Origin of the sequence: Pseudomaricurvus alkylphenolicus (assembly GCF_011683955.1) — a bacterium.
GTDB lineage: Bacteria > Pseudomonadota > Gammaproteobacteria > Pseudomonadales > Cellvibrionaceae > Pseudomaricurvus > Pseudomaricurvus alkylphenolicus.
On the sequence record NZ_JAAQPI010000011.1, the window covers coordinates 58464 to 83276 of the forward strand.

General features: G+C 54.0%; 20 protein-coding genes. 6 read left to right on the plus strand and 14 right to left on the minus strand.

The window, feature by feature from the left end; translation table 11 throughout:
- Positions 1–44: 44 nt before the first annotated feature.
- From HBA55_RS24250 to HBA55_RS24280, 7 genes are all read right to left on the minus strand, one after another.
- Positions 45–911: a DUF4392 domain-containing protein gene (locus HBA55_RS24250; protein ID WP_166996724.1), complete on the minus strand. Its 867-nt coding sequence runs from the start codon at positions 909–911 to the stop codon at positions 45–47.
- 9 nt (positions 912–920) lie between these two features.
- Positions 921–1862, minus strand: a complete 942-nt coding sequence (locus tag HBA55_RS24255) for a 5-oxoprolinase subunit C family protein (RefSeq protein ID WP_166996726.1) — start codon at positions 1860–1862, stop codon at positions 921–923.
- Positions 1859–2554, minus strand: coding sequence for a 5-oxoprolinase subunit PxpB (pxpB, locus tag HBA55_RS24260; protein ID WP_166996735.1), 696 nt, complete (start codon positions 2552–2554; stop codon positions 1859–1861). The genes HBA55_RS24255 and pxpB overlap by 4 nt, the downstream gene beginning before the upstream one ends.
- On the minus strand, positions 2551–3285 hold the full coding sequence (locus tag HBA55_RS24265) for a 5-oxoprolinase subunit PxpA (protein ID WP_166996741.1): 735 nt from the start codon (positions 3283–3285) through the stop codon (positions 2551–2553). Before HBA55_RS24265 ends, pxpB begins: the two co-directional genes overlap by 4 nt.
- Before the next feature lie 13 nt (positions 3286–3298).
- Positions 3299–4087, minus strand: coding sequence for a putative hydro-lyase (locus tag HBA55_RS24270; RefSeq protein WP_166996743.1), 789 nt, complete (start codon positions 4085–4087; stop codon positions 3299–3301).
- Between the two features lie 503 nt (positions 4088–4590).
- Positions 4591–5325 carry an oxygen-binding di-iron domain-containing protein gene (locus HBA55_RS24275; protein WP_166996745.1) on the minus strand — a complete coding sequence of 245 codons (735 nt, stop codon included), beginning with the start codon at positions 5323–5325 and terminating at the stop codon, positions 4591–4593.
- 15 nt (positions 5326–5340) lie between these two features.
- Positions 5341–5958 carry a chemotaxis protein gene (locus tag HBA55_RS24280; protein ID WP_166996747.1) on the minus strand — a complete coding sequence of 206 codons (618 nt, stop codon included), beginning with the start codon at positions 5956–5958 and terminating at the stop codon, positions 5341–5343.
- Between the two features lie 158 nt (positions 5959–6116).
- Between HBA55_RS24280 and HBA55_RS24285 the strand changes: the two genes are divergently transcribed.
- Both HBA55_RS24285 and HBA55_RS24290 read left to right on the plus strand, forming a co-directional pair.
- Positions 6117–7316 carry a porin gene (locus HBA55_RS24285; protein WP_166996749.1) on the plus strand — a complete coding sequence of 400 codons (1200 nt, stop codon included), beginning with the start codon at positions 6117–6119 and terminating at the stop codon, positions 7314–7316.
- Complete coding sequence (locus HBA55_RS24290) at positions 7316–7750, plus strand: hypothetical protein (protein WP_166996751.1); 435 nt, start codon at positions 7316–7318, stop codon at positions 7748–7750. The genes HBA55_RS24285 and HBA55_RS24290 overlap by 1 nt, the downstream gene beginning before the upstream one ends.
- A gap of 57 nt (positions 7751–7807) precedes the next feature.
- Here the strand turns inward: HBA55_RS24290 and HBA55_RS24295 are convergent, their stop codons facing one another.
- From HBA55_RS24295 to HBA55_RS24315, 5 genes are all read right to left on the minus strand, one after another.
- Positions 7808–9898 (minus strand): EAL domain-containing protein, encoded by a 2091-nt coding sequence (locus HBA55_RS24295; RefSeq protein ID WP_166996753.1) that lies wholly within the window; start codon positions 9896–9898, stop codon positions 7808–7810.
- Between the two features lie 136 nt (positions 9899–10034).
- Entirely contained in the window at positions 10035–10748 is a 714-nt protein-coding gene (locus tag HBA55_RS24300; protein ID WP_166996755.1) for a TSCPD domain-containing protein, read from the minus strand.
- Positions 10749–10769: 21 nt separating this feature from the next.
- The gene (locus HBA55_RS24305; RefSeq protein WP_166996765.1) at positions 10770–12935 is read right to left on the minus strand and encodes an adenosylcobalamin-dependent ribonucleoside-diphosphate reductase; all 2166 of its coding nucleotides are present in this window, start codon (positions 12933–12935) and stop codon (positions 10770–10772) included.
- Between the two features lie 165 nt (positions 12936–13100).
- Entirely contained in the window at positions 13101–14363 is a 1263-nt protein-coding gene (locus HBA55_RS24310) for an alginate export family protein (protein WP_166996767.1), read from the minus strand.
- Between the two features lie 173 nt (positions 14364–14536).
- Entirely contained in the window at positions 14537–15841 is a 1305-nt protein-coding gene (locus HBA55_RS24315; RefSeq protein WP_338109450.1) for an MFS transporter, read from the minus strand.
- A gap of 303 nt (positions 15842–16144) precedes the next feature.
- Here HBA55_RS24315 and HBA55_RS24320 point away from each other — a divergent pair, with 303 nt between their 5' ends.
- Together HBA55_RS24320 and HBA55_RS24325 are read left to right on the plus strand one after the other, a co-directional pair.
- Entirely contained in the window at positions 16145–17620 is a 1476-nt protein-coding gene (locus HBA55_RS24320) for a NarK family nitrate/nitrite MFS transporter (protein ID WP_166996769.1), read from the plus strand.
- An 8-nt stretch (positions 17621–17628) separates the two neighbouring features.
- On the plus strand, positions 17629–19377 hold the full coding sequence (locus HBA55_RS24325; protein ID WP_166996771.1) for a bifunctional protein-serine/threonine kinase/phosphatase: 1749 nt from the start codon (positions 17629–17631) through the stop codon (positions 19375–19377).
- Between the two features lie 94 nt (positions 19378–19471).
- On the opposite strand, the gene HBA55_RS24330 is transcribed toward HBA55_RS24325, so the two are convergent.
- Positions 19472–19951 (minus strand): CBS domain-containing protein, encoded by a 480-nt coding sequence (locus HBA55_RS24330; RefSeq protein WP_166996773.1) that lies wholly within the window; start codon positions 19949–19951, stop codon positions 19472–19474.
- Positions 19952–20220: 269 nt separating this feature from the next.
- On the opposite strand from HBA55_RS24330, the gene ubiM reads away from it, so the two are divergent.
- A complete protein-coding gene (gene ubiM, locus HBA55_RS24335; protein WP_166996775.1) occupies positions 20221–21408 on the plus strand; it encodes a 5-demethoxyubiquinol-8 5-hydroxylase UbiM in 1188 nt (395 codons plus the stop codon).
- A gap of 23 nt (positions 21409–21431) precedes the next feature.
- Here the strand turns inward: ubiM and narL are convergent, their stop codons facing one another.
- The gene (gene narL, locus HBA55_RS24340; protein ID WP_338109451.1) at positions 21432–22100 is read right to left on the minus strand and encodes a two-component system response regulator NarL; all 669 of its coding nucleotides are present in this window, start codon (positions 22098–22100) and stop codon (positions 21432–21434) included.
- Between the two features lie 339 nt (positions 22101–22439).
- Between narL and HBA55_RS24345 the strand changes: the two genes are divergently transcribed.
- Positions 22440–24107, plus strand: coding sequence for an MFS transporter (locus HBA55_RS24345; protein WP_166996777.1), 1668 nt, complete (start codon positions 22440–22442; stop codon positions 24105–24107).
- Positions 24108–24813: the final 706 nt, after the last annotated feature.

Below are 24813 nucleotides of genomic sequence, written 5' to 3' on the forward strand. Positions count from 1 at the left end.
CGCAAGGAGCGTTTATCTATATCTTTGAGTACTGCGGCGGACGATCAGGCAAACCCGGTCGCTTTGCGCAGTTCCTCAATCACACTAATCCCCTCGGAGGCGGGCATGCCGTCCTCAGTGAGGGTGTTCTCTCTGCTGACGCCATCGACACTGCCGCGCTCTGACAGGTACTGCAGAATTTTGAGGCTGTCGATCTCGCCCAGCAGATCTTTCTGTTCCCACCAACCGAGCATGGCGATCAGGCCATGAGCGGCCCAGTTGGATACGTCCGCAATCACCAGTTCGGTACAAGTAGTGGCGGCGGGAACAATGTTCAAATTCTGCAGGGCATCGGAGATATTGCCCATGCCGATTTCGTTGCCGCCGTCGCCGATGGCAATGGTGGGGCAATCCGCCTGCTGCAAGAAGGTATCAAAGCAGGCGGCGCGAGGGCTGATGTCTTCGCCACGCATGTTGTAGTAGTTGCCATCGGCAGCCATGCCGGGACGTTCGATGGAGATAATCAACTCAGGTTGCAGGGCGGTCAGTGCCGATCTGGCTTCCTGCTCGCGCTCGCTGTGTGGTCCAACGATGATTTCCTGAATCCGATAGGTATCTGCCAATGCAGTAGACAGGGGCGCACCGCAGACAATCACCGGTTTGGCGCCCAGGGTTTCGAGTGCATCATAGAGGGCGATAGCGCCCACGGGGCCATCCGTTTCAAAAGTATCCACAACCGGGAAGCCGGTACCGATCAGAACGGTTGCGCCTTTTTGCTTATCCGTAACGGCTTTGATCAAACGTGCGGCACGGCGATAGTATCCGGCTTCCAGTGCCGGCTGCACGTCTTTCATGCCGCGCGGATTGCGGGCCACCAGAATGTCTTCGATCTGTTGGCTCAGGTCCTGTTCGTTAATGCTGGTATTGCTCATAAGACTTCTCTAATTCTCTTCAACCGCTTCCAGTTGCGCTGCACCAAAGCGACTGTGCGCCAGGTTCAGGGCGTTGTGAGCGCAATCGATGGTGATGGCACTAAAGTTGACTTTGCCGCCGGGCATCAGCTGGGCCAGTTTGGCCAGATCCAGAGACAGCACGGAACCAATCTTGGGGTAGCCACCAATGGTCTGGCGGTCATTCATTAATACGATGGGTTGCCCGTCGGCGGGAACCTGGATGGCACCCAGGCAAATTCCCTCGGACAGGATTCCCTCGATACTGGAAACCACCTGCGGTCCGGTCAGGCGATAACCCATACGGTCACAGCGCTCGCTCACCTCAAAGGTGTTGTGGAAAAACAGACGCTGTTGCACCCGATCGAAGGTGTGTTCCTGATAGCCGGGAATGACTCGCAGGGTGATCTCGTTGCTGTACTCGGGGCGCTCGTCTTCGGGGACTTGCCAGAGAGACTCGCTGGTGTCGGGGTTACAGGCAATCTCATCACCTGCTTTCAGGGGGGCGCCGTCAAAACCGCCCAGGCTTTCGCGCACAACGGTTGCGGTACTGCCAAAGCTGGGGTCCACCTGGAAGCCGCCCGCGACTGCAATATAAGCTCTGCAACCGTTGGTGGTGTAGCCAAGCTCCAATGTGTCGCCGGACTTAAGAATATGGGTCTGCCAGCGTTCCGCTTCCGCGCCGTTGATCTTTAGCGGCATTTCACCGCCGGTGACGGCGACGCGGGTATCGACATTGACCTGGAGCTTGAGTCCACCCACGCTGACTTCGATGGCGGTAGCACCGGGCTCGTTTTCGCAGAGCCGGTTGGCCCAGTGAAACGCCAGCGGATCCATAGGGCCGCCATTGGTGAGACCGATCTGGTGTTTACCGAAACGACCGGCGTCCTGCAGCAGGGCCAGAATGCCGGGGTTGATAATCTTCACACTCATTCGATACCTCCCTCGGGCAGTTCACCGCCCAGCGCTAAAAACTCCTCCCGTTCAATGGATTTGAAACGTACCCGATCACCCACGGTGACCGGCATGGTGGGTTCAGCCTGGGGATCGAACATGGGCGTGGGGCAAAGACCAATCAGATTCCAGCCACCAGGAGAGACCGCTGGGTATACAGCAGTTTGTTGGTCGGCAATGGCAACGGCGCCTTTGGGAACCTTCTGACGGGGAGTGCTTAAGCGGGGTGCGGCAATGCGCTCGTTAACCTGACCCAGATAGGCGAAACCAGGCGCAAAGCCAATCGCGTATACGCGATATTCATCGCCCTGGTGCAGATCGATCACCTCTTGCACGCTCATTTGTGCGCGGTCTGCCAGTGCGGCCAGATCGGGACCGGATTCTTCAGAGTAATACACGGGCAGTTCTACCAGGCGACCTTCGCCTACCACAGCATCGTTATCATCACCGGCGGCGCTGTGTATTGCTTGACGCACGGCCAAATGGTCGGTCAGCAATGGATTAAACAGCACCAATAGCGAGGCGTAAGAAGGTACCAGATCAATCAGACCGTCACCCAGCAAGCCGGGCAGACGCTGGGCAGTCTGTTGAACCCGCGCGGAGATGGTGGGACTGGTCTCCTCCCCGAAATAAATGATCAGGGCGTTTTCGCCCGCGACGTGAATCTTCATGCCGTGATCAGCTCCCGGATGGCTTCAATTGCTTGCACGCCTTCCATATTGTCGCCATGTACGCACAGGGTATCAGCCTGCAGGTTGAGGGTGTGGCCACTGACGGTAGTGATGGTGCCTTCGTCATTGAGCTGCTTGACCTGAGCCAGCATTTTTTCGCGCGTGTGCACGGCACCGGGCTTGGAACGGGCCAACAGGCGGCCATCATCGTCGTAACAGCGGTCGGCAAAGGCTTCAAAGTATAGTTTCAGGCCTCGGTTGGCGGCTTCTTCCCGATGCAGGTCGGCATTGGGGGTGGCTTGCAGCATCAGACGGATGGGGCGGTGGTAAGCGGCCATGGCGTCCATGATGGCGTGGCGAACAGCGTCCTTGGCCATCATGTCGTTGTAGAGCGCACCGTGGGGTTTGGCGTAGGCCAGCTCCAGGCCCTGGCTGCGGGCCATGCCATCGAGTGCGGAGATCTGGTAGGTAATAAATGCTTTGATCTCGTCGCCAGAGCAGTTCATGGAGCGGCGGCCGAAACCCACAAGGTCCGGGTAGCTGGGGTGAGCACCGACGGTAACTTCGTGTTGTTTGGCCAGGGTCAGGGTTTTGTTGATCACCAGAGGATCGCCACCGTGAAAGCCACAGGCGATATTGGCCTGGTCTATGTGAGGCATAACGGCCTCGTCCATGCCCATTTTCCAGGAGCCGAAGCTCTCGCCCAGGTCGCAGTTGAGTAACAGTGCCATAAGTCTCGTCTCCTTACAGGATTGCCAGGCGGCTATTGGGCAAATCGGATACCACCATGCAGCCGGGGCTGTGGGTGATGCAGAAGGGGGGCTTGGCTTCCATGATGGCGGCCTGTGGAGTAACACCGCAGGCGGTAAAGACGGGAACTTCGCCGTCTTTGATGGTGACAGCGTCGCCATAGTCGGGACGGCCTACATCAGGAATACCTATATCTTCCGGGCTGCCAAAGTGTACCGGCGCTCCGTGTACTGACGGGAAGCGCGAGCAGATCTGGATCATGCGGATGGCGTCGGCCGGCACGAACGGACGCATGCTGACAACCATGTTGCCTTTGAAGCGACCGGCGGGCTGGCAGGCGATGTTGGTGTCGTACATGGGGACGTTAACCCCTTCGGCGATGTTGCGAATTTCGAGGCCGTCGGCCTGCAGTGCTTCTTCGAAGGAGAAGGAGCAGCCAATCAGGAAGGTGACGAGGTCGTCACGCCAGACGTCGGAGATGTCGGTAACTTCCCGGGCGAGTTCGCCGTTTTCCCAGATGCGGTAGCTGGGTACGTCGGTGCGGATGTCAAAATCGGGGCCGATGGTGCCGATGTTGGTTTGGCCGGGTTCTGCGGCCATGGCTACAACGGGGCAGGGCTTGGGGTTGAGTTGGCAGAATTGGAGGAATTCTGCGGCCCAGTCTTTGGGCAGGATTGCGACGTTGCACTGTACATATCCATCGCAGTAACCGGAGGTGTTACCGGTGTGTTCTCCGCTGCGGATCCGGGCGCGCAGCTCGCTGGGGGTCAGTGGTGCAGACATCTATCATCCTCTCAAGTCGATTCACGGTCGGTCGCGGTCTATTTGGCCGGCTATTTTCGAGGGCGTCGATGGTGGTGTCCAATTCAGGTTTTTGCCCAAATTGATAATTTTCTTTTATCAAGGGTAGTTGTTGGGCGGAAATTTGTCCAAATTCTGAGGTTTTTTGTGAGTGGTTGTGGACAGGTTGTTGGTTTTGTTTATCAGTTTTGGGGGTGAGAGCGGGAAAAGAGCTTTCTGTTCGGTGCCATTAGAGGTTGTTGTGGGGTATCTGGGGAGCTTCTTGTTGGGTGCCTCAATCGGTGGCTGGGGGAGTCATTTTCGGAGCTGGTCGGCGGCCCTCCGGGCTTCCCTCAGTTACGAAAAAGCCAAGCAAACGGCGCTTGTCTTTTTCGTGCCTTCGGCGCTCTCCTTTTACGCTCCGAAAATAACTCCCCCAGCCACCTTGGCTTTTGTGAGGCGTTGGGTGTGGTGCCCTAAAGGTCATGGGGTCAGACTCCTTGGTCTTAGGAAACCGCGACTCCCACTTCCAACCCCTCAAACCAATCCAGGAACCGCTGAATATTATCCCCTGTAAAAATACGCCCGTGCTGGGGCGCCATGATGTCAATATCCATCTGCCGGACCCGGTTGATCCAATCCAGTTTGGCCCGGTTGGAGGGCATCCAGCGCTGGTGGAATTTGCGCATCTTGGGGATATGCTGGTCAAAGTTGTCCACTTCCATGGGGGCGTTGATGTCTTCCAGTGCCGCTCCCACATCACCGCTCATCAGGACCTTGGCGTGGGGATCGTAGATATGGAAGTTGCCGGAGGAGTGCAGGTAGTGAGCGGGCACCATTTCGATTTCGACACCGCCGAGGTTGATGACGCCACCGGTGTCGGCAATCGGGTTGTAGGTGATGTTGTTCATGCCGAAGTGGCGAATAAAGCCTTCCCACAGCCAGGGGGAGTGGAGTGTGGCTTCGGGCAGTGCCTGGTCCCAGAGGCCCAGGGAGGAGATGATGTCCGGGTCCTGGTGGGAGGCGAACAGATCGGTGAGCTCTTCCAGGGAGACTTCCCGCAATACCGCGGCAAGCATGGGGGCAAACAGTTCGATGCCACCCGGGTCCATCAGCAGCGCCCGCTGCCCCGCTCGCAGGAGGTATTGGTTGGTATCGATAATTTTATCGGGCTTGTTGGGGTCGCGCCCAAACATCAGCCACTGGGTTTTGGCGCTGGAGGCGAGTTTGTGCACTTTCATGAGTGTCAATCTTCCTTAATAGTGGTGGTGCAGGTCGTCGGTGGCTTCCACCAGCAGCTGCTGGGCGGACTGCAGGTGTTGTTTGATTTGGTCCGCGGCGTTGGCAATGTTGGTGGCGATCACTTCGAGCTGCGGTTTAAAGCTGCCCGCCTGGGAGGCTTCCACCTTGGAGGTGCTGGAGATGATGGCCGCCGCTCGAATTTGCTGTTGGGTTTCTTCCAGCTGCAATTCCAGTTGCCAAAGTTGGTCCCGAAAGGCCTCGTCGAGTTGGCGCAACTGCTTTTGGGTGATTGCCGTGGGACCGTCAATGGATTGGATGTGTGCGGCGTCGTGGGCCGAGCGGCGTACTTTCAGAAAGTGCTGCAAGGCCCTGTTGGTGCGCTCGCGATTGGTGGCCAGCATGGAGATATTAACCGCATTGTTGCTGATCAGGCTGGCCTGGGTAATGGTTGTGGAGGCCAGGTCTTCAATAAAGCTGGTAATGGCACGGAAACCGGATGCTTGTTGGCCGGCCCGAGCGCTGACGGCATGGGCATTTTTAGCCGTCAGTGACAGCTGCTCCGCCACCTTGGTGGCGTAGTGTAGGTGGGCTGCGATTTTGGCAGCCAGGACATAGGTTTCGGTCTTTGCCATGGTCAGGCTTCGTTTTTTCGGCTAAAACACAGTGTAGAAAGATATAACGACCTTCGCTGAATTTTCTTGACCCCCATCAACGACTAATCTGATTTGTGCAATGGTCGGTCGTTGTCTATAACCATTAAGGTCAGGGGATACGGGTGACGAATAAAGTAATGAAGCGACCACTTACTGTCAAAGGACTGCTGTTGTGCGTATTGCCGTTTCTATATGGACCACCCGCGTTCGCCGAACTTGGCGGTGATGTTTCCGGGTTTGCCCGTTTGGTCGGTGGCCTGCACGATGAGTCTGATGTTTCTTATCAGGGCTATGAAGACAGCTGGAGATTCGATCAGGATACCTTATTGGGTCTGCAGGGTCGCCTGGATATCAGTGACAAGTTTTCCGCTACGGCCCTGCTTGTTGGGCGGACTGACTCGGATCTGGATTCAGGTATCGAATGGCTCTACGCCAGCTATCGCCCCAACGATTCGTTCAATATCAAACTGGGGCAGATGCAGACCCCATTTTATTCGCTGAGCGACAGTCTCGATGTCGGTTATTCCTATCCCTGGGTGATCGCGCCATCAGAGGTCTATAACGAATTTGTCTTCAACAAGTTTCAGGGAATTGATGTCCGTTATTCACACACCACCGAAGACTACAGTGCGCACATTGAGGCTTACTATGGAGAGTTCGACGATGACATTACGGTTAACGGTTCCAGTGTGGGGACGGAGGTGGAGGATCTCACAGGAATTATTGCTGAGCTGCGGATTGAGAACCTCAGCTTTAGGGCGTCTTATCACACGGGCGATATTTTCCTGGATCTACCCGAGTTAAACCGGTTCGCGGACTTGCTGGCTAACAGTGGTTTTCCCCGCAGCGCAGCCACTCTGACGACGGAAGCTGTGGCGGACTTCTATCAGTTCAGTACCGATTACGACTCCCTGTCCTATTTTCTGAAGGGCGAATGGATCAAAATCGCCAACGATACCGATTACTTTGCGGAAATTCAGAGCTATTACCTGACCTATGGGCGTTATTACGACAAGTGGACATTTCTGATCACGTATGGCAATCGTCGCGATACATTGCCGCGGCCGGTCAGTGGTGAAATTCCATTGGGATTCGCTCCGCAACTGCAGCAATTGGCTTTGGGTTATCAGCAGTTATTCGCCAGTCGGGTCGAGGACGATATCGACAGCTACGGTTTGGGTGTACGTTGGGATTTTCGTTCGGACATGGCCTTAAAGGCAGAGTATAAGTGGCTGGAATCGGAGCATCGCCGTTCTGCCACGCTGTATAGCAGTGACAGTCGATCCTTTGACGGCGACGCGAAGTTTTTTTCTGTCGCGCTGGAGTGGGTGTTTTGATGCGAAAACGGCTTCAGCTCTTGCTTGCGATTTGCTGGCTGTTAGTACTGCCATTGTCACCCGCGGTATGGGGAGAGGGAACTCGCCTGCTGGTGGTCACCAGTACCCAGGGAATAGGTCCTCTTAGCCGCAAGCAGATCAAACAAATCTATCTGGAGAGCAGTACCGGTTATCCGGTCAAACCGATAAACCTGGCAGCGGGCGCCAAAATTCGCAGTATCTTTAACGCGCGTATTATTGGTTTGACGGAATCCAGAATCCAGGCCTATTGGGCTCAACGTCGCTTCACAGGGCGTTCTTCACCGCCCATGGAATTCGAGAGCATAGAGGCGTTGATGCAATTTTTGGAAACCAATAGCGGCTACCTGGCGTACTTGCCGGATTCGGTGTCGTTACCAGAGACGCTGGAGGTGGTCTACAGTTTTGATTACTAAGTTGTTTGTTATGGGGTGTTGATTTTCAATTGTTACTTCCAAATGGCTGCTTCAGTGTTAATGAATGGCCAGTTTGCGACTCCGGTGTAAATCCATAATACAATTCGCCATGTCATCCAGTGGGCAGGGTTTGGAAAAGTAGTATCCCTGTAATTGATGCACACCCTGCTCAGCCAGAAAGTCCATCTGTTGCGCAGTTTCCACACCCTCGGCGCATACATTTAATTCCAATCGATGGGCCAGGCTGATAATGGCCTCAATGATCATTCGGTCTCGGGGTGATTGCTCCATGACACGAACAAATTTCTGGTCGACTTTGAGGGTATCGATAGCCAGCTGCGTCAGGTAACTCAGAGAAGAGTAACCTGTACCGAAGTCATCCAACGCGATACTGAACCCCATTTCTCGCAGTTGCCGAATAAACTCGATAGCTTCGTCAAAATTATCCAGGTAAGCCGACTCAGTGATCTCGAATTCGAAGTTACTCGCACTGACCTTATGCATGACGATCTGGTCACGGATAAATTCGATAAAGTTAGGGTCCTTGATGTCGTAGGCGGACAGGTTTATCGACACCACAAGCGGTTCGCTGGTGATCGCAAAGATTTCAGCGGAATCAGAGAATACCCGTTGCAAAACCCAACGGCTGATGGCGGTAATTTTGCCACTGTGTTCCGCCACGGGAATGAATTCGGCGGGCGAAATCATGCCGTGAGCGCTGCTGGGCCAACGAATCAGAGCTTCTAAGCCGTTAACGCGACCATTCAATCCCACTTTGACGTGATAATTCACACAGAACTCGCTGTCCTGTATCGCTTTCCCCAATGAATTGGCGATAACCATTTTGCGCATGGTCTGCGCCTGTAGCTCCTGTTGAAACAACGCGTAGGTATTGCGGCCCGATTCCTTGGCCTGGTACATGGCCATGTCTGCATTACGAATAATGGTCTCGGGGTCGTAGTCGGACGATATCGCATCGGCGATGCCGATGCTCACTCCGGTCTGCACCTCCCATTCGCCCAGCATAATAGGATCTTCCAGAACCGAAATAATACGTTCTGCGACTTTGATGCCGAGGCTGACCACCTGATCTTCTATGTCATTCAGCAACACCAGGAATTCATCGCCGCCGAGCCGGGCCAAAACGTCGCCCTCGCGCAGTTGCTTGGTGATGAGTTTACTGACTCGAATCAGTAAGGCGTCTCCGGCTTCATGACCAAGTGAATCGTTGATACCTTTAAAGTTATCCAGATCCAGGAAAAGAATCATCAGGTTGGTTTGCTTGCGCTTGGAGCGTGCGAGATCGATTCGCAGGGCTTCCATCAAGAATTTGCGGTTGGGCAGGTTGGTTAAGGTGTCGTAGTTGGCGAGCTTTTTCAGAGCTCGTTGCTGTTGCTCCAGAGCATCGGTGTACTCCTGGTTTTTATCGCTTTGGGCCTCAATGCGTGACAGCATCGCATTAATATTTTTGCCGAGATTGGAAACTTCATCGTCGCCCTGGCATTCCACCCGCAAATGGTAATTACTGCTGGAATCAATCGAGTTGGTAAAGCGGGCAAGCTGCGTCAGGGGAGAGAGCAAGTGCCAGTTGAGTGTCACGGTCAATGCAATCATCACCACCAGAATACTCAGGGCGATGGGCAGAGAGCTGACCACCAGCGCCATATTGCTCTGGCCGAGCGGCTCTTGGTATTCATTAACGATCAGTAAATAACCGAGCGTATATGCCAGGTCACCGATGGGGCGATAAGCAACCAATTCGCCTTTAATAATTTGTACACCCGGACTGACATCGTCCAAATCAAAAGAGGGTAGCTTCTGACCTGGGTGGGCTTCGCGCATAAAGGCCGGTGCCAGGTATCGCTGCACCAACTGCCCCTTGTCGTCAAAGACCAGCGCGTATTTGACGTGTTCGTAGACCTCAAGGTCGAGTAACTTGGTGGCCAGCTCAAGTGGCGCATCCTCATCACCCAAAATAGGCACCAGATCTTCGGCCAGGTTGCCGCTCAGGGCTTCCAGATGACCGATAACGGTGTCTTTATAGATGGCCTCATGTTCCTTCATACTCAACAAAAGGAATGAGCCAGAGCAAATCACCACCAATACAATGGTGGCAGCAATAATTCGTGAGCTGATACTGCTGAACATCGAGTGCACCAAGCCAGGGCGAAAACCAGGCAAAAACGCCAACAAAGCCGATTCGCCCCCTTTTTTGGAGGCTCAGCGTCGGGACACTCTTAATAATAGCACTATGGTGCCAGTTCGCAGTTCAGATCCGGAATTGTCAGCCGCACTTGGAGTCGCCGCAACTCAGGCAGGTTTTACAGCCGTCCATCACAATCACCGCCTTGGTATGACACTTGAGACACAGCTGGGCGCTGGGGGGATAGCCACCACTGTGGCTGGATTCCAACTGGTTTTGCTCGTTGTATTTCTCCAGTTTCTCGGCCAACACCTGCTTCTGGATATCGCTCAGCTCTTCAGTCTGAATCAAACCGATGCTCTTCATATGCAATTCGATGGCATCCCCGATTTCCGCCACCAGGGAGGGCATAAAGCGACCGCCGGATTTAAAGTAGCCCCCCTGAGGGTCAAATACGGCCTTAAGCTCCTCCACCAGGAAGGTAACATCGCCACCCTTGCGGAACACGGCAGAGATAACCCGGGTCAGGGCGACAACCCACTGGTAGTGTTCGAGGTTCTTTGAATTGATAAATATCTCGAACGGGCGCCGTTGTTCATGGTCTGTGTCGGGATTGAGCACGATATCGTTTATAGTGATATAGAGTGCGTGGTCCGAAAGCGGTGTTTTGATTTTGTAGGTGGCACCAATCAGCATTTCCGGCCGATCCACCTTTTCGTGCATATGCTCAATGGCGGAGGTCTGGGGCTCTTGGGCGGGCTGCTGTTCAGTACTGGTAACCGTGGTATTGGTATTTCCAGTGTCAGAATCGATGCTAAAGCCGGTAATTTTCTTTTCAATTTTGGTGGTGGACATAATTATCTCGCGAATAGGTTTTTAGAACTTACCGTAGTAGCCTTCTTTAAGGGCATCGTACAAATTGGCTGCGGTATGGACTTCGCCATCGTACTCCACCTCCTCATTGCCTTTCAGACTGATACTGCTGCCATCTTCCAGCTCAAAGCGATAGGTGGTGTTAGCCAGATCCTCTTCTTTGACCAGTACACCCTGGAACGCCTCCGGGTTAAACCGGAAGGTCGTACATCCTTTTAGCCCCTGTTGATGCGCGTACAGATAAATATCTTTGAACTCTTCAAATGGTATTTCGGTAGGAACATTGATGGTCTTGGAAATGGAGGAGTCCACCCACTTTTGTGCCGCTGCCTGGACATCAATATGCTGCTCCGGGGTGATCTGGTCACTGACGACGAAGTAGTCGGGCAGCTGTTGGGCGGGTTCGCTGGCGTAGGGCTGCGCATCAGGGTTGATCAGTGCACGATAGGCCAGCAGCTCGTAGGAGTAAACATCGACTTTCTCCTTGGTCTTCTTGCCTTCGCGAATAACGTTGCGGGCATAGTGGTGGGCAAAACTCGGTTCAATGCCGTTACTGGCATTGTTGGCCAGAGACAGCGAAATGGTACCGGTGGGCGCAATCGAACTGTGGTGCGTAAAGCGGCAGCCGTGTTGTGCAATAGCCTCGATCAACTCTGGGTCTTCTTCACCGATTTTTTGCATATAATCGCTGTAGTGTGCCAGCAGCACTTTTGCTGAGACGTTCTCGCCGAGCGAGTGAGAGTCGGCCAGTTTCGGTTTCTGGCTGAGCATTTCCGCACTCAAGGGATACTGACGATCAAACACGGGTGCGGCGCCTTTCTCCTTCGCCAGTTCTACCCCTTCTCGCCATCCAGTCAGTGCCAGCTCCTTGCTGACTTCTTCTGTAAAGGCGACAGATGCGGCACTGCCGTAGGCAATTTTGAGCATGGTTAACGCAGACCCCAACCCCAGAAATCCCATACCGTGGCGGCGTTTGTCAAAGATCTCCTGTCGCTGCCCCTCCAGGGCCAGCCCGTTAATTTCCACCACATTGTCGAGCATGCGGGTAAAAATCCGCACCAGCTTACGGAAACCTTCCCAATTAAAACGCGCTTGTTCGGTAAAAGGATGATCCACAAAGCGAGTTAGGTTGACCGAGCCCAACAGGCAGCTGCCATAGGGAGGCAAGGGTTGTTCGCCACAGGGGTTGGTAGCGCGAATGGACTCGCAGAACCAGTTGTTGTTCAGTTGGTTAACTCGATCGATCAAGATAAAGCCCGGTTCGGCGTAGTCGTAGGTGGACGCCATAATCTGGTTCCACAGGCGATCGGCGGGAATGGATTTACTGATTCGACAGGCCACCTGCCCCTGTTCGTTCCGTACATAGTTTTCGTCAAGGTGTGGCAGCTGTCGCCAGCACACCTTGTCAGAATCCGTCAGCGAGACCGGGTGATTTTTCAGATCTGACTGCGTTATGGGAAACGACAACGGCCAGGGGGCTTTGTCCTTCACCGCTTGGATAAATTCGTCCGTGATCAACAGCGAGAGATTAAACTGCCGCAGGCGCCCATCTTCACGCTTGGCCCGGATAAAATCCTGCACATCGGGATGATGCACATCGAAGGTGGCCATTTGGGCACCGCGACGACCGCCGGCGGAGGAAACGGTAAAACACATCTTGTCGAAAATATCCATAAACGACAAAGGCCCGGACGTGTAGGCGCCGGCCCCCGACACATAAGCGCCCTTGGGGCGCAAGGTGGAAAATTCGTAACCAATGCCGCAACCGGCTTTTAAGGTCAGGCCGGCTTCGAGGTTTTTCTCCAGAATGCTCTGCATCGAGTCCTCTATGGTTCCGGAGACGGTGCAATTGATGGTGGAGGTAGCGGGCTTGTGTTCGCCGGCGCCGGCGTTGGAGATAATGCGACCCGCGGGTATGGCGCCGTTACGCAGAGCCCAGAGAAACTCCTGCTGCCAGTGTTTGCGACGTTTGGGCTCCACCTCCGCAATGGCGGCGGCGACCCGTTGATAGGTTTCGTCCAGGTCCAGGTCGACCGCTTGGGCCTGTTTGTCCTTGAGGCGGTACTTCTTGTCCCAGATATCCAGGGAAGCGCTCTGCAAAGGCAGCTCGGTTTGAGGTTGCTCAGTAATGTTTGTGGCGAAGGTATCGGCGGATGAGTCAGTGGTCATACCCGGGGCTCGCAAGTTCTGGTGGGGGAAACTGCTATTGATAACCCGCCACTCGCGGCGAGGTATTGATTCAGGTCAACACGGGCGGCTGGGCGATCAAACAATGGTCAGGATGGTTGGTGGTGCGACAGTATGCATGGGTCATACTGTCGCCAGAGAGCGGTACTAGAATTTGGCGCTGGCAGTCAACCAGAGCTTGCTGGTATCGGTGACCTGGGTCAGTGCAGTGCTGTCGACATCTTCGCTGAAGTCGGCGTATTTGAGGTTGAGGGTGACGGGCCCAAACTTCCTGGTGGCGACAAAGCCGAACTCCCGGCCATAGTCGTCGGTTCCAGCAGCACTGTCATCGTCGGCACTGATCATATGATAAACCAAAGCCAGCTTGACCCCGGCCACTTTGGTGCCCACCGAGGCATAGGTATCGGTCAGGCCGCCGGTGACATTGCCGACGCCCTTGTTCAGAAACTTGTCCGACCAGCCCTGGAATTTGTGCAAAGTGGCCAGCGGCGTAATAAAGTAGCCGTCGTCACCATCCGCACCCAGGACTTCATGACCGAGCTTGAAGTTAAAGGCACCGAGTTTGGCGCTGCCTTCGAGCAGGAAATAGTCCGCATCGTAGCGGCGGCTATTGTCATGAGCATCGGACTGGGTCGCATATTCCAGGTTGTAACCCAGTTGTTTGTGTTTGCCCGCCAAGCGCACACCGGTGGTTTTGGTGGACATATTGGCAACGTTATCGTTGTCGATATTGTAGTGGTAGCCTGTAAGCTTGCCGATAGGCAAACCGCTGTAGCTGACGTTCAGCAAGACCGTGCTGTTGTCATGATCGCCCAGTGCGGAATCCTCTCCAAAGATACGATTAACGCGATTGATATGGGCTACAAAGATTTCGGTGTCTTTCAGCGCTTTGCTCTTAAAGCTGATGCCGTCATAGGTCTGCTCGTTTTGTCGAAAGCCTACGCCGCCCACAAAACGCTGGTTGTCCAGCAGGATTCTCTGGCGGCCATAGGTAAGCGTGTTTTTACCAAATTTGTAGGCGAGCCAGGCTTGATTGACTTCGGTTCCTTCGGGGTCGGCAATAATCGCCGCATCCGGAAAACTGCTGTCATTGGGTGCGGTGTTGTAATCAACACTGTCGAGTTCGGTGACGTCATCCATCTCCACCAGCGCACTGAAACCCTGATAGTCGGCAGTCTTGTATGTCAACCTGGTTTTTAACGTGAAGCTGTCAGCCTCTTTGTCAGAACCAGAGCTTGTCTCTTGTTCCACATCTTCATAGCGCAGACGCAGGCTCAATGTCACATCGCCCTCTTTGATCGCCTCTGCCAGATTTGTCGCTTTGTCCGCTTCGTCCGCTGCAACGGATGGCGCTCCCAGGGCGGCAGCCAGGAGCAGTGATGGAACGACAGTAGACTTGATGTTGTTCATGTGATCTTCCCCTTAAATTCGGCGCTTGCCGATATGCTGATACTTCTTTGTAAATCTCTTGTCCGATGAGACTAGTGTAGCAACCGGGGAGCACCGTTGATCTGAATCAAGCTGCGAGGTCCAATAATCCCTCTGTTTCACGGCTACTCTTTTTGGGGTACTAAAGACGCCGCCTATTCCTGTTCGAGAAAGTTGTGGGCGCGGGCATACTGGAGGCGATCGTGAAAACGGTCCGCTTTGTTGGCGAAGAACATCACCACCATACAACAGGCCAAGACGCCATAGAGCAGCATAAAGCAGGCGCTGTGAACACCGATGGCATCCACTGCCAGACCAAAGGCGATGGGCAGGGTACAGCCGCCGAGTGCGCCCAGGGCGGCCACAAAGCCGCCAATGGTCCCCATCTGCCGCGGGTAATAGTCATGAATGATTTTATAGACGCTGGCGCGACCGAAGCCCTGGGCAATGCCGATCACAAAGATCAAAAAACTGAACAGCCAGACATTGACCTCGATCTGCAAGTGAACATCCTTCTCTACTCCGTGAATGGTCATGGTGGTGGGTGGATAACTGAGAAAAAACAGACAGGCGATGCAGATCCAGAACACACTCCAATTGACCGCGCGGCCGCCATAGCGATCCGAAAACCAGCCACCCAGTGCCCGCACCATACTGGAGCTGGTGGCAAACACCAGGGTAAACGCCATGGCCTGGTCAAAGCTCAATTGGTACGCGTTAACATAATACTGGGGTAACCACATAATCAGAGCGAGAAAGCTGCCGAAGACAAAATAGTAATAAAGCCCAAAGCGCCAGACCCGCAAATGGCGAAGCTCCGCCAGCGAATGCAGGCCCACTGTTTCCGAAGTGGCTTCCAATGAGCGCGTAGACCTCGGCTGGGTCGGAGCAAAGAGTGCGAACAGGCCACTCATCAGTAACAGCCCCACCCCATAAAAGGGCCCCATGGCATCCCAACCCCACCGATCGATCAGTACCGGCGCCAGCGCCAGAGTAATGGCTGCACCGGCGTTACCGGCACCAAAGATGCCCATCACTGTGCCCTGGCTGTCACGGGAGAACCAATCGCTGACATATCGAATGCCAATCGTAAAGGAGGCACCGCTGATGCCCAGCCAAAAACCCAGCCAGGTATAGTCACTGACACTTTGCATCCAGGGCAGAAAAAACAACGCCGGGCAAGTGATCAGCATTTGCAGGGTGAACAGATGCTTGGGATTGTAGCGGTCGGCCAGCAAGCCGGCGGGAATCCGCATAAGAGCGCCGGTTAACATCGGCGCGGCAAACAGAAAGCCCAACTGGGTGGCACTGAGATCCAACGTTTGTTGCAGCTCCAGCCCGATGACGGCGTAGAGAACCCAGACGGAAAAATTGGCAGCAAAGGCCAAAGTGGCCATCATCAGCGCCCGCTGGCCTGCACCGCTACGATCACCGTCTATAGATAACACTGCATCGCTCACTATCACTTCCCGTTGTTTAACTGCTATTTCGATACTCTAATGCAATCGACGCCGGAGAAACCACGTTCTACCCCTGATGGTTTTCGGGAGTATCGGCCTCTACCCCCAAGTGAGTAGATGTTACCTGTTGGCGCGGGCTGTGCGCTATGCAGGTAGTGCCCGGAGTGAGTAGACGCCCAGTCTTATGGCGGATCGGACCGGTATTTGTCGAGTTTCAAATTGATACAGGTCAATAGGATTGACACCACGAAGGCTCAGACTGCCCGCATCCGAACTGGAACAATAGCGACGTTTGGAGGAGCTATGTCTGGAGATCACAAAATCAACCTGTTCGCCCTCGGCGATCCCAAAATAAAAACCCTGCATATCACCTGGTTTGCGTTCTTCCTCACCTTTATGGTGTGGTTTAACCACGCGCCCCTGCTGGTGTTTATGAAAGAAGCCTTTGACATGACATCGCAGCAGGTCAAGGCGCTGATGATTCTGAACGTGGCGCTGACGATTCCGGCGCGAATCGTTATCGGTATCCTGGTGGACAAAATTGGGCCGCGCAAGGTCTACAGCGGTCTGTTGATCGCATCTTCCTTTATCTGTCTGGCGTTTGCCTTTTCCGACAGTTACCAGCAGCTGGCACTGCTGCGCTTCCTGATGGGCTTTGTCGGCGCCGGATTTGTTATCGGCATCCGTATGGTGGGCGAATGGTTCCCCCACCGCTCTGTCGGTGTGGCGGAAGGTATCTATGGTGGCTGGGGTAACTTTGGTTCCGCTGCAGCGGCCATGAGTCTGCCCACATTGGCTCTGATCTACGGTGGTGAACACGGCTGGCGTTACGCGCTTGCCACCACTGGTATCGTTGCAGGACTTTACGGTGTGTTCTACTACATGGTCGCTCGCAATACTCCCAAGGGTTCCACCTACTTCAAACCGAAGAAAGCGGGCGGGCTGGAAGTCACCAGCTACAAAGATTTCTACCTGTACCTGTTGATGAACATTCCCATGTACGTCGCCCTGGGTGTACTTGCATGGAAATTGTCACCGACCGGCGTGGCACTGTTGAGTGAAACCGCCATGTACACCATCTGGGCGATGCTGATCGGGCTCTACGTTTTTCAGACCAGTCAAATCTGGAAGGTCAACAAGGAAAATCTGCGCAATGGCGTACCGGAGCTGGATAAATACAAGTTCAAGCAAGTTGCCATTCTGAATTGGTCCTACTTTGTGACCTTTGGTTCGGAGCTGGCGGTGGTGTCTATGTTGCCGTTGTTCTTCCTGGAAACTTTCGACGGACTTGACCCCGTCAAGGCTGGGCTCTTGGCTTCCGGTTTCGCGTTTATGAATCTGGTAGCCCGACCAACCGGGGGTTGGTTCTCCGATAACTTTGGCCGGCGCCGTTCTCTGATGATATTGATTGGTGGGCTTGCAATCGGTTACTTCGTATTGTCTCAGGTTGATGCCGGCTGGTGGATTCCTGCCGCAGTGATAGCCACTATGTGTTGTTCCTTCTTTGTACAGGCGGGTGAGGGTGCGGTGTTTGCAATTGTTCCCCTGATCAAGCGACGCATGACCGGGCAAATTGCGGGAATGACTGGTGCTTATGGTAATGTGGGGGCTGTAACTTATCTGACTGTGTTAAGCTTTGTGGACTACAGCACCTTCTTTATGGCGATCGGTTGCTCCGCTCTGGTAGTGTTTTTCATCGCCATGATGATGGATGAACCCAAAGGTCAGATCTCGGAAGTACTGCCCGACGGTACCGTGCATATGATCGACGTCGGCTGACTCCGCCTATGACGGAACTGAAACTGGATGTTGCCCGCTTCTCCAGTGCGGGCATCAAACCCATCAACGAAGACTCTGTCGGCTGTTGTCAGCCGGTGGAGTCTTATCCGTTATTGAGTAAGGGCATCACGCTGGCAGTGGCGGATGGCGTTTCCACCGCAGAGGCGGGGCGGGAGGCCAGCCAGACGGTTATCCAGCGATTTCTTGAAGAGTATTATCAGACACCGGATACCTGGTCGGTTTCCCGCAGCGGTGAGAAAATCCTGTCCACGGTTAATCTGCGCCTGTTTCGAAAAAGCCACGAATATCACACAGAAAGCAAGGGCTACCTTTGTACCTTCAGTGCACTGGTGGTCAAGGGTTGCACCGGGCACTTCTTCCATGTGGGTGACAGCCGGATCTATCGCTGGCGCGACGGGGAACTGGTTCAGTTGACGCGGGATCATGTGGCCAAGATTGCGGATAACCGTACCTGCCTCGCTCGTGCCATGGGTATGGATAATCGGCTCAACGTCGATTACGGGCACACGGACTTGCAAGTGGGCGATCGATTATTACTGACAACGGACGGCGTTCACGATTTTATTGCCCATGAACAACTGCAGGAAGTCCTGGGACAAAACCTCATAGCGCAAGAGCAGGGCGAAGCAGTCGCCCAACAGATTGCCACGCGGTTGGAAGACCTGGCCAGGGAGAGGCGCAGCGATGACAATCTCAGTGCCGTGGTCGCCATCGTCGAAACGCTCCCCGAAGAAAACCTGGAAGACGTCAGTGCCCAACTGACGCGTCTGCCGTTTCCGCCCGATCTGGAGCCGGGGATGAAGCTCGACGGCTACCGTATCGAACGGGAGATCTTTGCCTCCAGCCGCAGCCAGCTCTATCTGGTAGTGGACGAGCAAGACGGCAGCCACTACGCGATGAAAACGCCGTCGCGTAATTTTGAGGACGACCTTTCCTATATCGACCGCTTCATACAGGAAGAATGGATTGGACGGCGCATCAACAGTCCACATGTTGTGCGTGTCATACAACAGCAGAGACCGAGAACCGCACTCTATTACCTGATGGAATATCTGCAAGGGGAAAGCCTGGATAAATGGATAGCCCGGCAACAGCCTCCAAGCCCGAAAAACGCCATCGCCATTGTTAAACAGATTGCCGAAGGATTGCAGGCCTTTCACGACAATGAGGCCATCCACCAGGACCTGAAACCGGGTAATATACTGCTAACGGAAGACGGAAGAGCGGTGATACTTGATTTTGGCTCCGTGTACGTCGCCGGTCTGGCGGAGATGCAGCGACCACTGGTGCACGAGGGGGCGCTGGGGACGGCGTCCTACTCTGATCCTTTGTATCTTATGGGCAAGAATCCCGGCATTCAGGGTGACGTCTACGCGTTGAGTACCATCGTCTACGAGATGTTCTGTGGTCAATTGCCCTATGGGGATGAGGTGGAAGAGTGCCGCACGGCATTTGACTATGACCGGCTGCGTTATCAGTCGGCCTCGCAATACAATCCGGTGATTCCACTCTGGTTTGATGCGGCGTTGGAAAAAGGGGTGTCTTTTGATTTGCAGGAGCGTTATCGAAACATTAAGGGTTTGATGAAAGACCTGACACAACCCAACCCTGAATTTCTGCGCACGGATCCGGTTGTTGAAAAGAATACCAGCAGTTTGATGTTTTGGAAGTTGCTTTCCGGTTTTTGGTTTTTTTCGTTTGTGATGCTGATCTATTTGTTTTCCCGAATGGAGTAGTTCTATCGTTACTACAGTGAAACCTGTCTACGTATTCTGCATATTCAGTAGGGTGGATTAGCCGAAGGCGTAATCCACCTTTATCGGCAATTAATTATTCCCCGCTTTCGGCAAGAACGGTCAGCAGATTGGAGGTGGTGATGACACCCTTGACTTTGCCTTCATCGGTGACAAATACCCGGTGAATCTTATTGTTAAGCATCACCCGGCAGACTTCTGAAACCGAAGTGTTTCCAGTAACAGAAATTACCCGGTTTTTCATAATCTGGTGCACAGTACAGTTTTCTTCCGCGTTGTGGCTCCAGCTCTGCAAATCATTAATATGCAGATCATCGCCATAGGCACTTTGATAATAGTCTCTCAGGGCCGCCACCTTTGCGTCCATGTCTTGATTTTCGAACTGGAAAATATCGGTCACACTGACAACGCCCACCAGTTCGTTGTCCGGTGCCACAACCGGTGCGCCGGAAATATTTTTTTCCTTAAAAAACGTCGCCAGATATTTGATGGACCAGCCTTCGTAAGCAAACATCACGTTGGAATTCATGATGTCCTGTGCGTTTAAAGTCTGCATGTTATTTTCTCCAAAAGCTGATGTTTGTTTACGCCAGACTATCCCAGAAATCGTCGTACTTGAATATTCATCAGAGGGGAATATCCCCCTTTGTTATCACTTGTTTGACTTGACTCAAACCGGCGATTCCGCGCCCCCTTTTGGGGCGGAAAACGGCACTGTTTTGGTGCTGTTTTCCTGTGTCGATCCTGTCTGGATTGATCACTATCAAGTGTAGACCACCAGTGAAATGTTAGAGTTTGCCATCGCACAGAATTGGAGCAAATCCGGTGAACAAAAAGACGCAGGAAAAAGACGTGGTCATTGCAGGAGCCGGTCCAGCAGGGCTTAGCCTCGCGTGTGCCCTCAGTGGTCACGGCCTCAATATCGCCTTGGTGGACCGCCAAACAGAATCCGCGTTGAAGGCGCCTGCCATGGACGGTCGGGATATTGCCATGACACACTTATCCCGCACGATCCTCACGGAGCTGGGTGTGTGGCAGCGTTTCTTAAAGAGTCACATACACCCCCTGAAGGAAGCCACAGTGCAGGACGGCGATTCCCCCTACGCCCTGCACTTCGAGCGTACAGACGATGCCGAAGCGCCTCTGGGCTACCTGGTGGCAAACCATCATATTCGTCGGGCCTTGTTCGAGCAGGCCAGTGAACAACAAGATATAGAGCTGTTACCGGAGCGGGAGGTGAGCGCCGTCGGCAGCGATGGCAACCGTGCCTGGGTCGACCTGGGCAGTGGTGAGCGTCTGGAGGCCCCACTGATTGTCGCTGCGGATAGCCGTTTCTCCGAGACCCGCAGAATGATGGGAATCAGCGCTCGCATGAAAGACTTTGGTCGCGTCATGATCGTCTGCAATATGAACCACCAGGGTGATCATCGCAACACCGCGCAGGAGTGCTTCTACTACGGCAGAACCTGTGCGGTCCTGCCCCTGGCAGAAGGGCAGTCATCCATCGTGATTACGGTGCCGGCGGCACGGGCATCCGAGCTTACATCACTGTGCCCGGAGGCCTTTGCTCAGGAAGCCAAACGCATGCTGGAGCATCGTCTGGGAGATATGGAGCTGACCAGTGAACGCTTCTCCTATCCTCTGGTAGGGGCTTTCTCTGACCGGTTTGTGGGGCAGCGCTTTGCCCTGATCGGGGACGCGGCGGTTGGCATGCACCCGGTTACCGCCCATGGTTACAATCTCGGTCTGCGCTCGGCGGACACGTTGGCGACGCAAGTGATCAAGGCAGCGTCGGCGGGGCGGGATATCGGTTCACCACAGGTGCTCAATGCCTATCAACTGCGCCACCGGCTGCTGGCCAGACCCCTCTACGATGCCACCAATATGATTGTACGCCTGTACACGGATGATCAGCCCATCGCAAAACTGGCGCGTAAGGCAGCGATTCGAGTAGGCAACAATGTTGCGCCCTTTAAGCGCCTGATCACCCACCGATTGACGCAGATTCGATAGATTCTATTCGGGCAACAGGGGCTTCACTGCCCCTGATTGACCATCCAGATGGCAGCTTCCACCCGCGAACGCAGGCCCAGCTTTTTGAGAATGTGTTTGACGTGAACCTTGACCGTACCGTCAGAGATATCCAGCTCACGGGCGATGAGCTTATTACTCAGCCCCTTGGCAATCTGCTTAAGGATTTCGTGCTCGCGGCTGGTCAGTTTGGCCAGCAGATTGGTGCGGTTACCGGTGCCCTTGCGAATGGCACCGGCCAGGATGGGGGTCAATTTGTCGCTGATCACCATCTGCCCGTCAATGGCCTGTTTGACCTTATTGAGAATGTCCTCCGGGTCCATATCCTTGAGCAGATAGCCATCCGCTCCATAGGTAATGGCACAGACCACATCTTCGTCATTGTCAGACACCGTCAGCATAATGATCTTGGCGTCAATCTCCGCCTCGCGCAGGGCCTTGAGTGTCTCCAGGCCATCCATCCCCTGCATATTCAGGTCGAGCAGGATCACATCCGGTTGCAGTTGCCCGGCTAACTGTAAGGCGTCTTTACCATTGTTGGTTTCCGCCACCACTTCGAGGTCATCTTCCAGTTCCATCAGCTGGGCCAGCCCTTTGCGCAACAAGGGGTGGTCGTCAACCAGCATCAGAGTGGTGACGTTCGGGTCAGATGAGAGCGCGTTTGACATAGTCATTGTCTGTTCCAGAGATGGGACTTTTTATTTCGGCGGATACACCTTGGCCAATAGCGATGCAAATGACAAGCCCCAATCAACCGGCACTTGACCTGGATCATCTACCCATCAGAAGTGCGTATCGCGCTGTTTGAGCGTGTTATCCCACAGTAGGTATACAGCTCCTGCTCCCGAGCCTCCAATACTGCGGAGCAGAGGGCGTTTGTACTCCCATGGGGGTAGTAAAGCCGGAGGGGAATCCAGGTGCCGGCTACCCCCTAGTATCGGTTGAGACCAACCGGCGTGCTGCCCATAGTGAAGCCACTGACAAACGACTAAACGATAGAACGGGAGCGGCCTATGTCTGATTCACACGTTGTGGATCCCGCCGGAGGATCTCCCCGCGAGGGCAGCGGGGCGGACATCCAAAATTGGGATCCGGAAAATACCGCCTTCTGGGAAGCAGAAGGTAAGAAGATCGCCAATCGCAACCTGTGGATCTCGATTCCCAGTTTGCTGTGTGGTTTTGCGGTCTGGCTTTATTGGGGGGTAATCACAGTCCAGATGTTGAATCTGGGGTTTCCCTTTGCCAAGTCTGAACTCTTTACTCTGATGGCCATTGCCGGTTTGACCGGTGCCACTTTGCGGATTCCCAGCAGTTTCTTTATCCGCCTGGCCGGCGGGCGCAACACCATTTTCTTTACCACCGCGCTGCTGATGATTCCGGCCTTTGGGGCGGGAGTTGCGCTGCAAAACCAAGATACTCCGCTGTGGGTGTTCCAGGTGCTGGCGCTGCTGTCTGGTCTGGGCGGCGGCAACTTCGCCTCGTCCATGTCCAACATCAGCTTCTTCTTCCCCAAGAAGCAACAGGGGTTGGCTCTGGGGCTTAACGCCGGGCTGGGTAACTTTGGTGTCACCACCATGCAAATCCTGGTGCCCCTGGCGATGACTTTTGGGTTGTTCGGGGCCATGGGTGGTGACTCCATGGTATTGCAGAACAGCTCGGGTACCCTGATCGGCAAGATCGCTGCGGGCTCCGAGACTTATATTCAGAACGCCGGCTTTGTGTGGCTGTTGTTGCTGGTGCCATTGGCGTTCCTGGGTTGGTTCGGCATGAATAATATTCGTACCAGCGATGTCTCTCCCGAGATCCCCAATCCGGTGGGTAGTTTTGCCATCGTCAGCTTTATGTTGTTGATTGGTTTTGTGACTGCAGCCTTTGGTCTGTGGTTATTGCTGCCGGAAGCGGCCAACGGTTCTGGCTTTGGGGTACCCAAAGAGATCGTACTGGTGTTGGTCGTGGCCTCAACCGTGTTCCTGCTTAAGCAGATTCCCGGTCAAATCAAATCCAACCTCAGCCGCCAATATCAGATCTTCGGTAACAAGCACACTTGGGCCATGAGTGTAATCTACACCATGACTTTTGGCTCCTTCATTGGCTTTGCAGCGTCGTTCCCGCTGTCGATCAAAGTGATCTTCGGTTACCAGCACTTGATGGTAGACGGTGTCATGACCCACGACACTGCCAACCCCAACGGCCCCAGCGCACTGATGTACGCCTGGATGGGCCCCTTTATCGGCGCGCTGATTCGCCCAGTGGGCGGCTGGATCTCCGATAAGTTGGGCGGTGCCTTGGTGACTCAGGTGTGTTCCGTAGTGATGGTGGCCAGTGCCCTGGGTGTGGCTTACTACATGAAAGCGGCCTATAACTCTGCGACTCCGGAAGAGTTCTTTGTACCTTTCTTCATCCTCTTCCTGGTGTTGTTTGCAGCCACTGGTATTGGTAACGGCTCTACTTTCCGCACCATTGCAATGGTGTTCCCGAAAGAGCAGGCCGGCCCGGTACTGGGATGGACTTCCGCCATTGCTGCCTACGGTGCCTTTTATATTCCCAAGGTGTTGGGTGAGCAGATCAAGGCAACCACTCCTGAGGTGGCGTTGATTGGATTCGCTTGCTTCTATGCGGTGTGTATCTTTATCAACTGGTGGTTCTACCTGAGGAAGGATGGGGAGTTTTATAACCCCTGATTGTTTCTTCAGTGTAATTCGTGAGCCCTCTACTGTTGCGGTAGGGGGTTTTTTTGTTGAGGGGCTGGTCTTAGCTTTGGATTCTGGATTCTTTCGAGGAAGTGGGAGGCAAGTTGGTGCCAGGAGCTGCCGTTCGAAACGACAGGATTTTCTTCCCGCGTAGGTCGGATTAGCTCCGCTTCGCGGAGCGTAATCCGACGGTTCCGCTGGTGTTGTTCGTTGGCTGCGGCCCGATTTTTAACACCCTGGGATGTTGCTGCAACAGGCGGTTTATAGGCTGCCGCCGCCAATTTAAACCTTTGGCGGATCGCCGGATTACGAAGCGCAATGCGCTTCTAATCCGGCCTACATTCGTGCGGCCGTTGCAGACATTATCGAACGCCCATGGTGCCCTGAACCAGGATTATGAACTTCCGCTCCTGGTACTTTGCTGTCTATCCAATTCCACCTAACACTCGTTTGTAATTAATGCTCATCTAGAAAAGTTCGATCTTCGACATGAATGGCTCGACTATCAATAAGTTGGCCATCGTTCAGGGTAAATTATACCCACGAATTCTTCGGTGGAACCATATTTCGATAAGTCCAGAAAAGGCAATAAATCGATAATAAGTATCTTCGCACGATTAGGCTTTACTGAATTCAAAAACCTATTTATTAACGCTGGAGTGGGCATATATTTTCTGAAACCATCATTGATTCAAGC

Coding starts and splice junctions, on each gene's coding strand:
- HBA55_RS24250 (WP_166996724.1), bottom strand. CDS start 911: ATGAGCAATACCAGCATTAACGAACAGGACCTGAGCCAACAGATCGAA.
- HBA55_RS24255 (WP_166996726.1), bottom strand. CDS start 1,862: ATGAGTGTGAAGATTATCAACCCCGGCATTCTGGCCCTGCTGCAGGAC.
- pxpB (WP_166996735.1), bottom strand. CDS start 2,554: ATGAAGATTCACGTCGCGGGCGAAAACGCCCTGATCATTTATTTCGGG.
- HBA55_RS24265 (WP_166996741.1), bottom strand. CDS start 3,285: ATGGCACTGTTACTCAACTGCGACCTGGGCGAGAGCTTCGGCTCCTGG.
- HBA55_RS24270 (WP_166996743.1), bottom strand. CDS start 4,087: ATGTCTGCACCACTGACCCCCAGCGAGCTGCGCGCCCGGATCCGCAGC.
- HBA55_RS24275 (WP_166996745.1), bottom strand. CDS start 5,325: ATGAAAGTGCACAAACTCGCCTCCAGCGCCAAAACCCAGTGGCTGATG.
- HBA55_RS24280 (WP_166996747.1), bottom strand. CDS start 5,958: ATGGCAAAGACCGAAACCTATGTCCTGGCTGCCAAAATCGCAGCCCAC.
- HBA55_RS24285 (WP_166996749.1), top strand. CDS start 6,117: ATGAAGCGACCACTTACTGTCAAAGGACTGCTGTTGTGCGTATTGCCG.
- HBA55_RS24290 (WP_166996751.1), top strand. CDS start 7,316: ATGCGAAAACGGCTTCAGCTCTTGCTTGCGATTTGCTGGCTGTTAGTA.
- HBA55_RS24295 (WP_166996753.1), bottom strand. CDS start 9,898: ATGTTCAGCAGTATCAGCTCACGAATTATTGCTGCCACCATTGTATTG.
- HBA55_RS24300 (WP_166996755.1), bottom strand. CDS start 10,748: ATGTCCACCACCAAAATTGAAAAGAAAATTACCGGCTTTAGCATCGAT.
- HBA55_RS24305 (WP_166996765.1), bottom strand. CDS start 12,935: ATGACCACTGACTCATCCGCCGATACCTTCGCCACAAACATTACTGAG.
- HBA55_RS24310 (WP_166996767.1), bottom strand. CDS start 14,363: ATGAACAACATCAAGTCTACTGTCGTTCCATCACTGCTCCTGGCTGCC.
- HBA55_RS24320 (WP_166996769.1), top strand. CDS start 16,145: ATGTCTGGAGATCACAAAATCAACCTGTTCGCCCTCGGCGATCCCAAA.
- HBA55_RS24325 (WP_166996771.1), top strand. CDS start 17,629: ATGACGGAACTGAAACTGGATGTTGCCCGCTTCTCCAGTGCGGGCATC.
- HBA55_RS24330 (WP_166996773.1), bottom strand. CDS start 19,951: ATGCAGACTTTAAACGCACAGGACATCATGAATTCCAACGTGATGTTT.
- narL (WP_338109451.1), bottom strand. CDS start 22,100: ATGACTATGTCAAACGCGCTCTCATCTGACCCGAACGTCACCACTCTG.
- HBA55_RS24345 (WP_166996777.1), top strand. CDS start 22,440: ATGTCTGATTCACACGTTGTGGATCCCGCCGGAGGATCTCCCCGCGAG.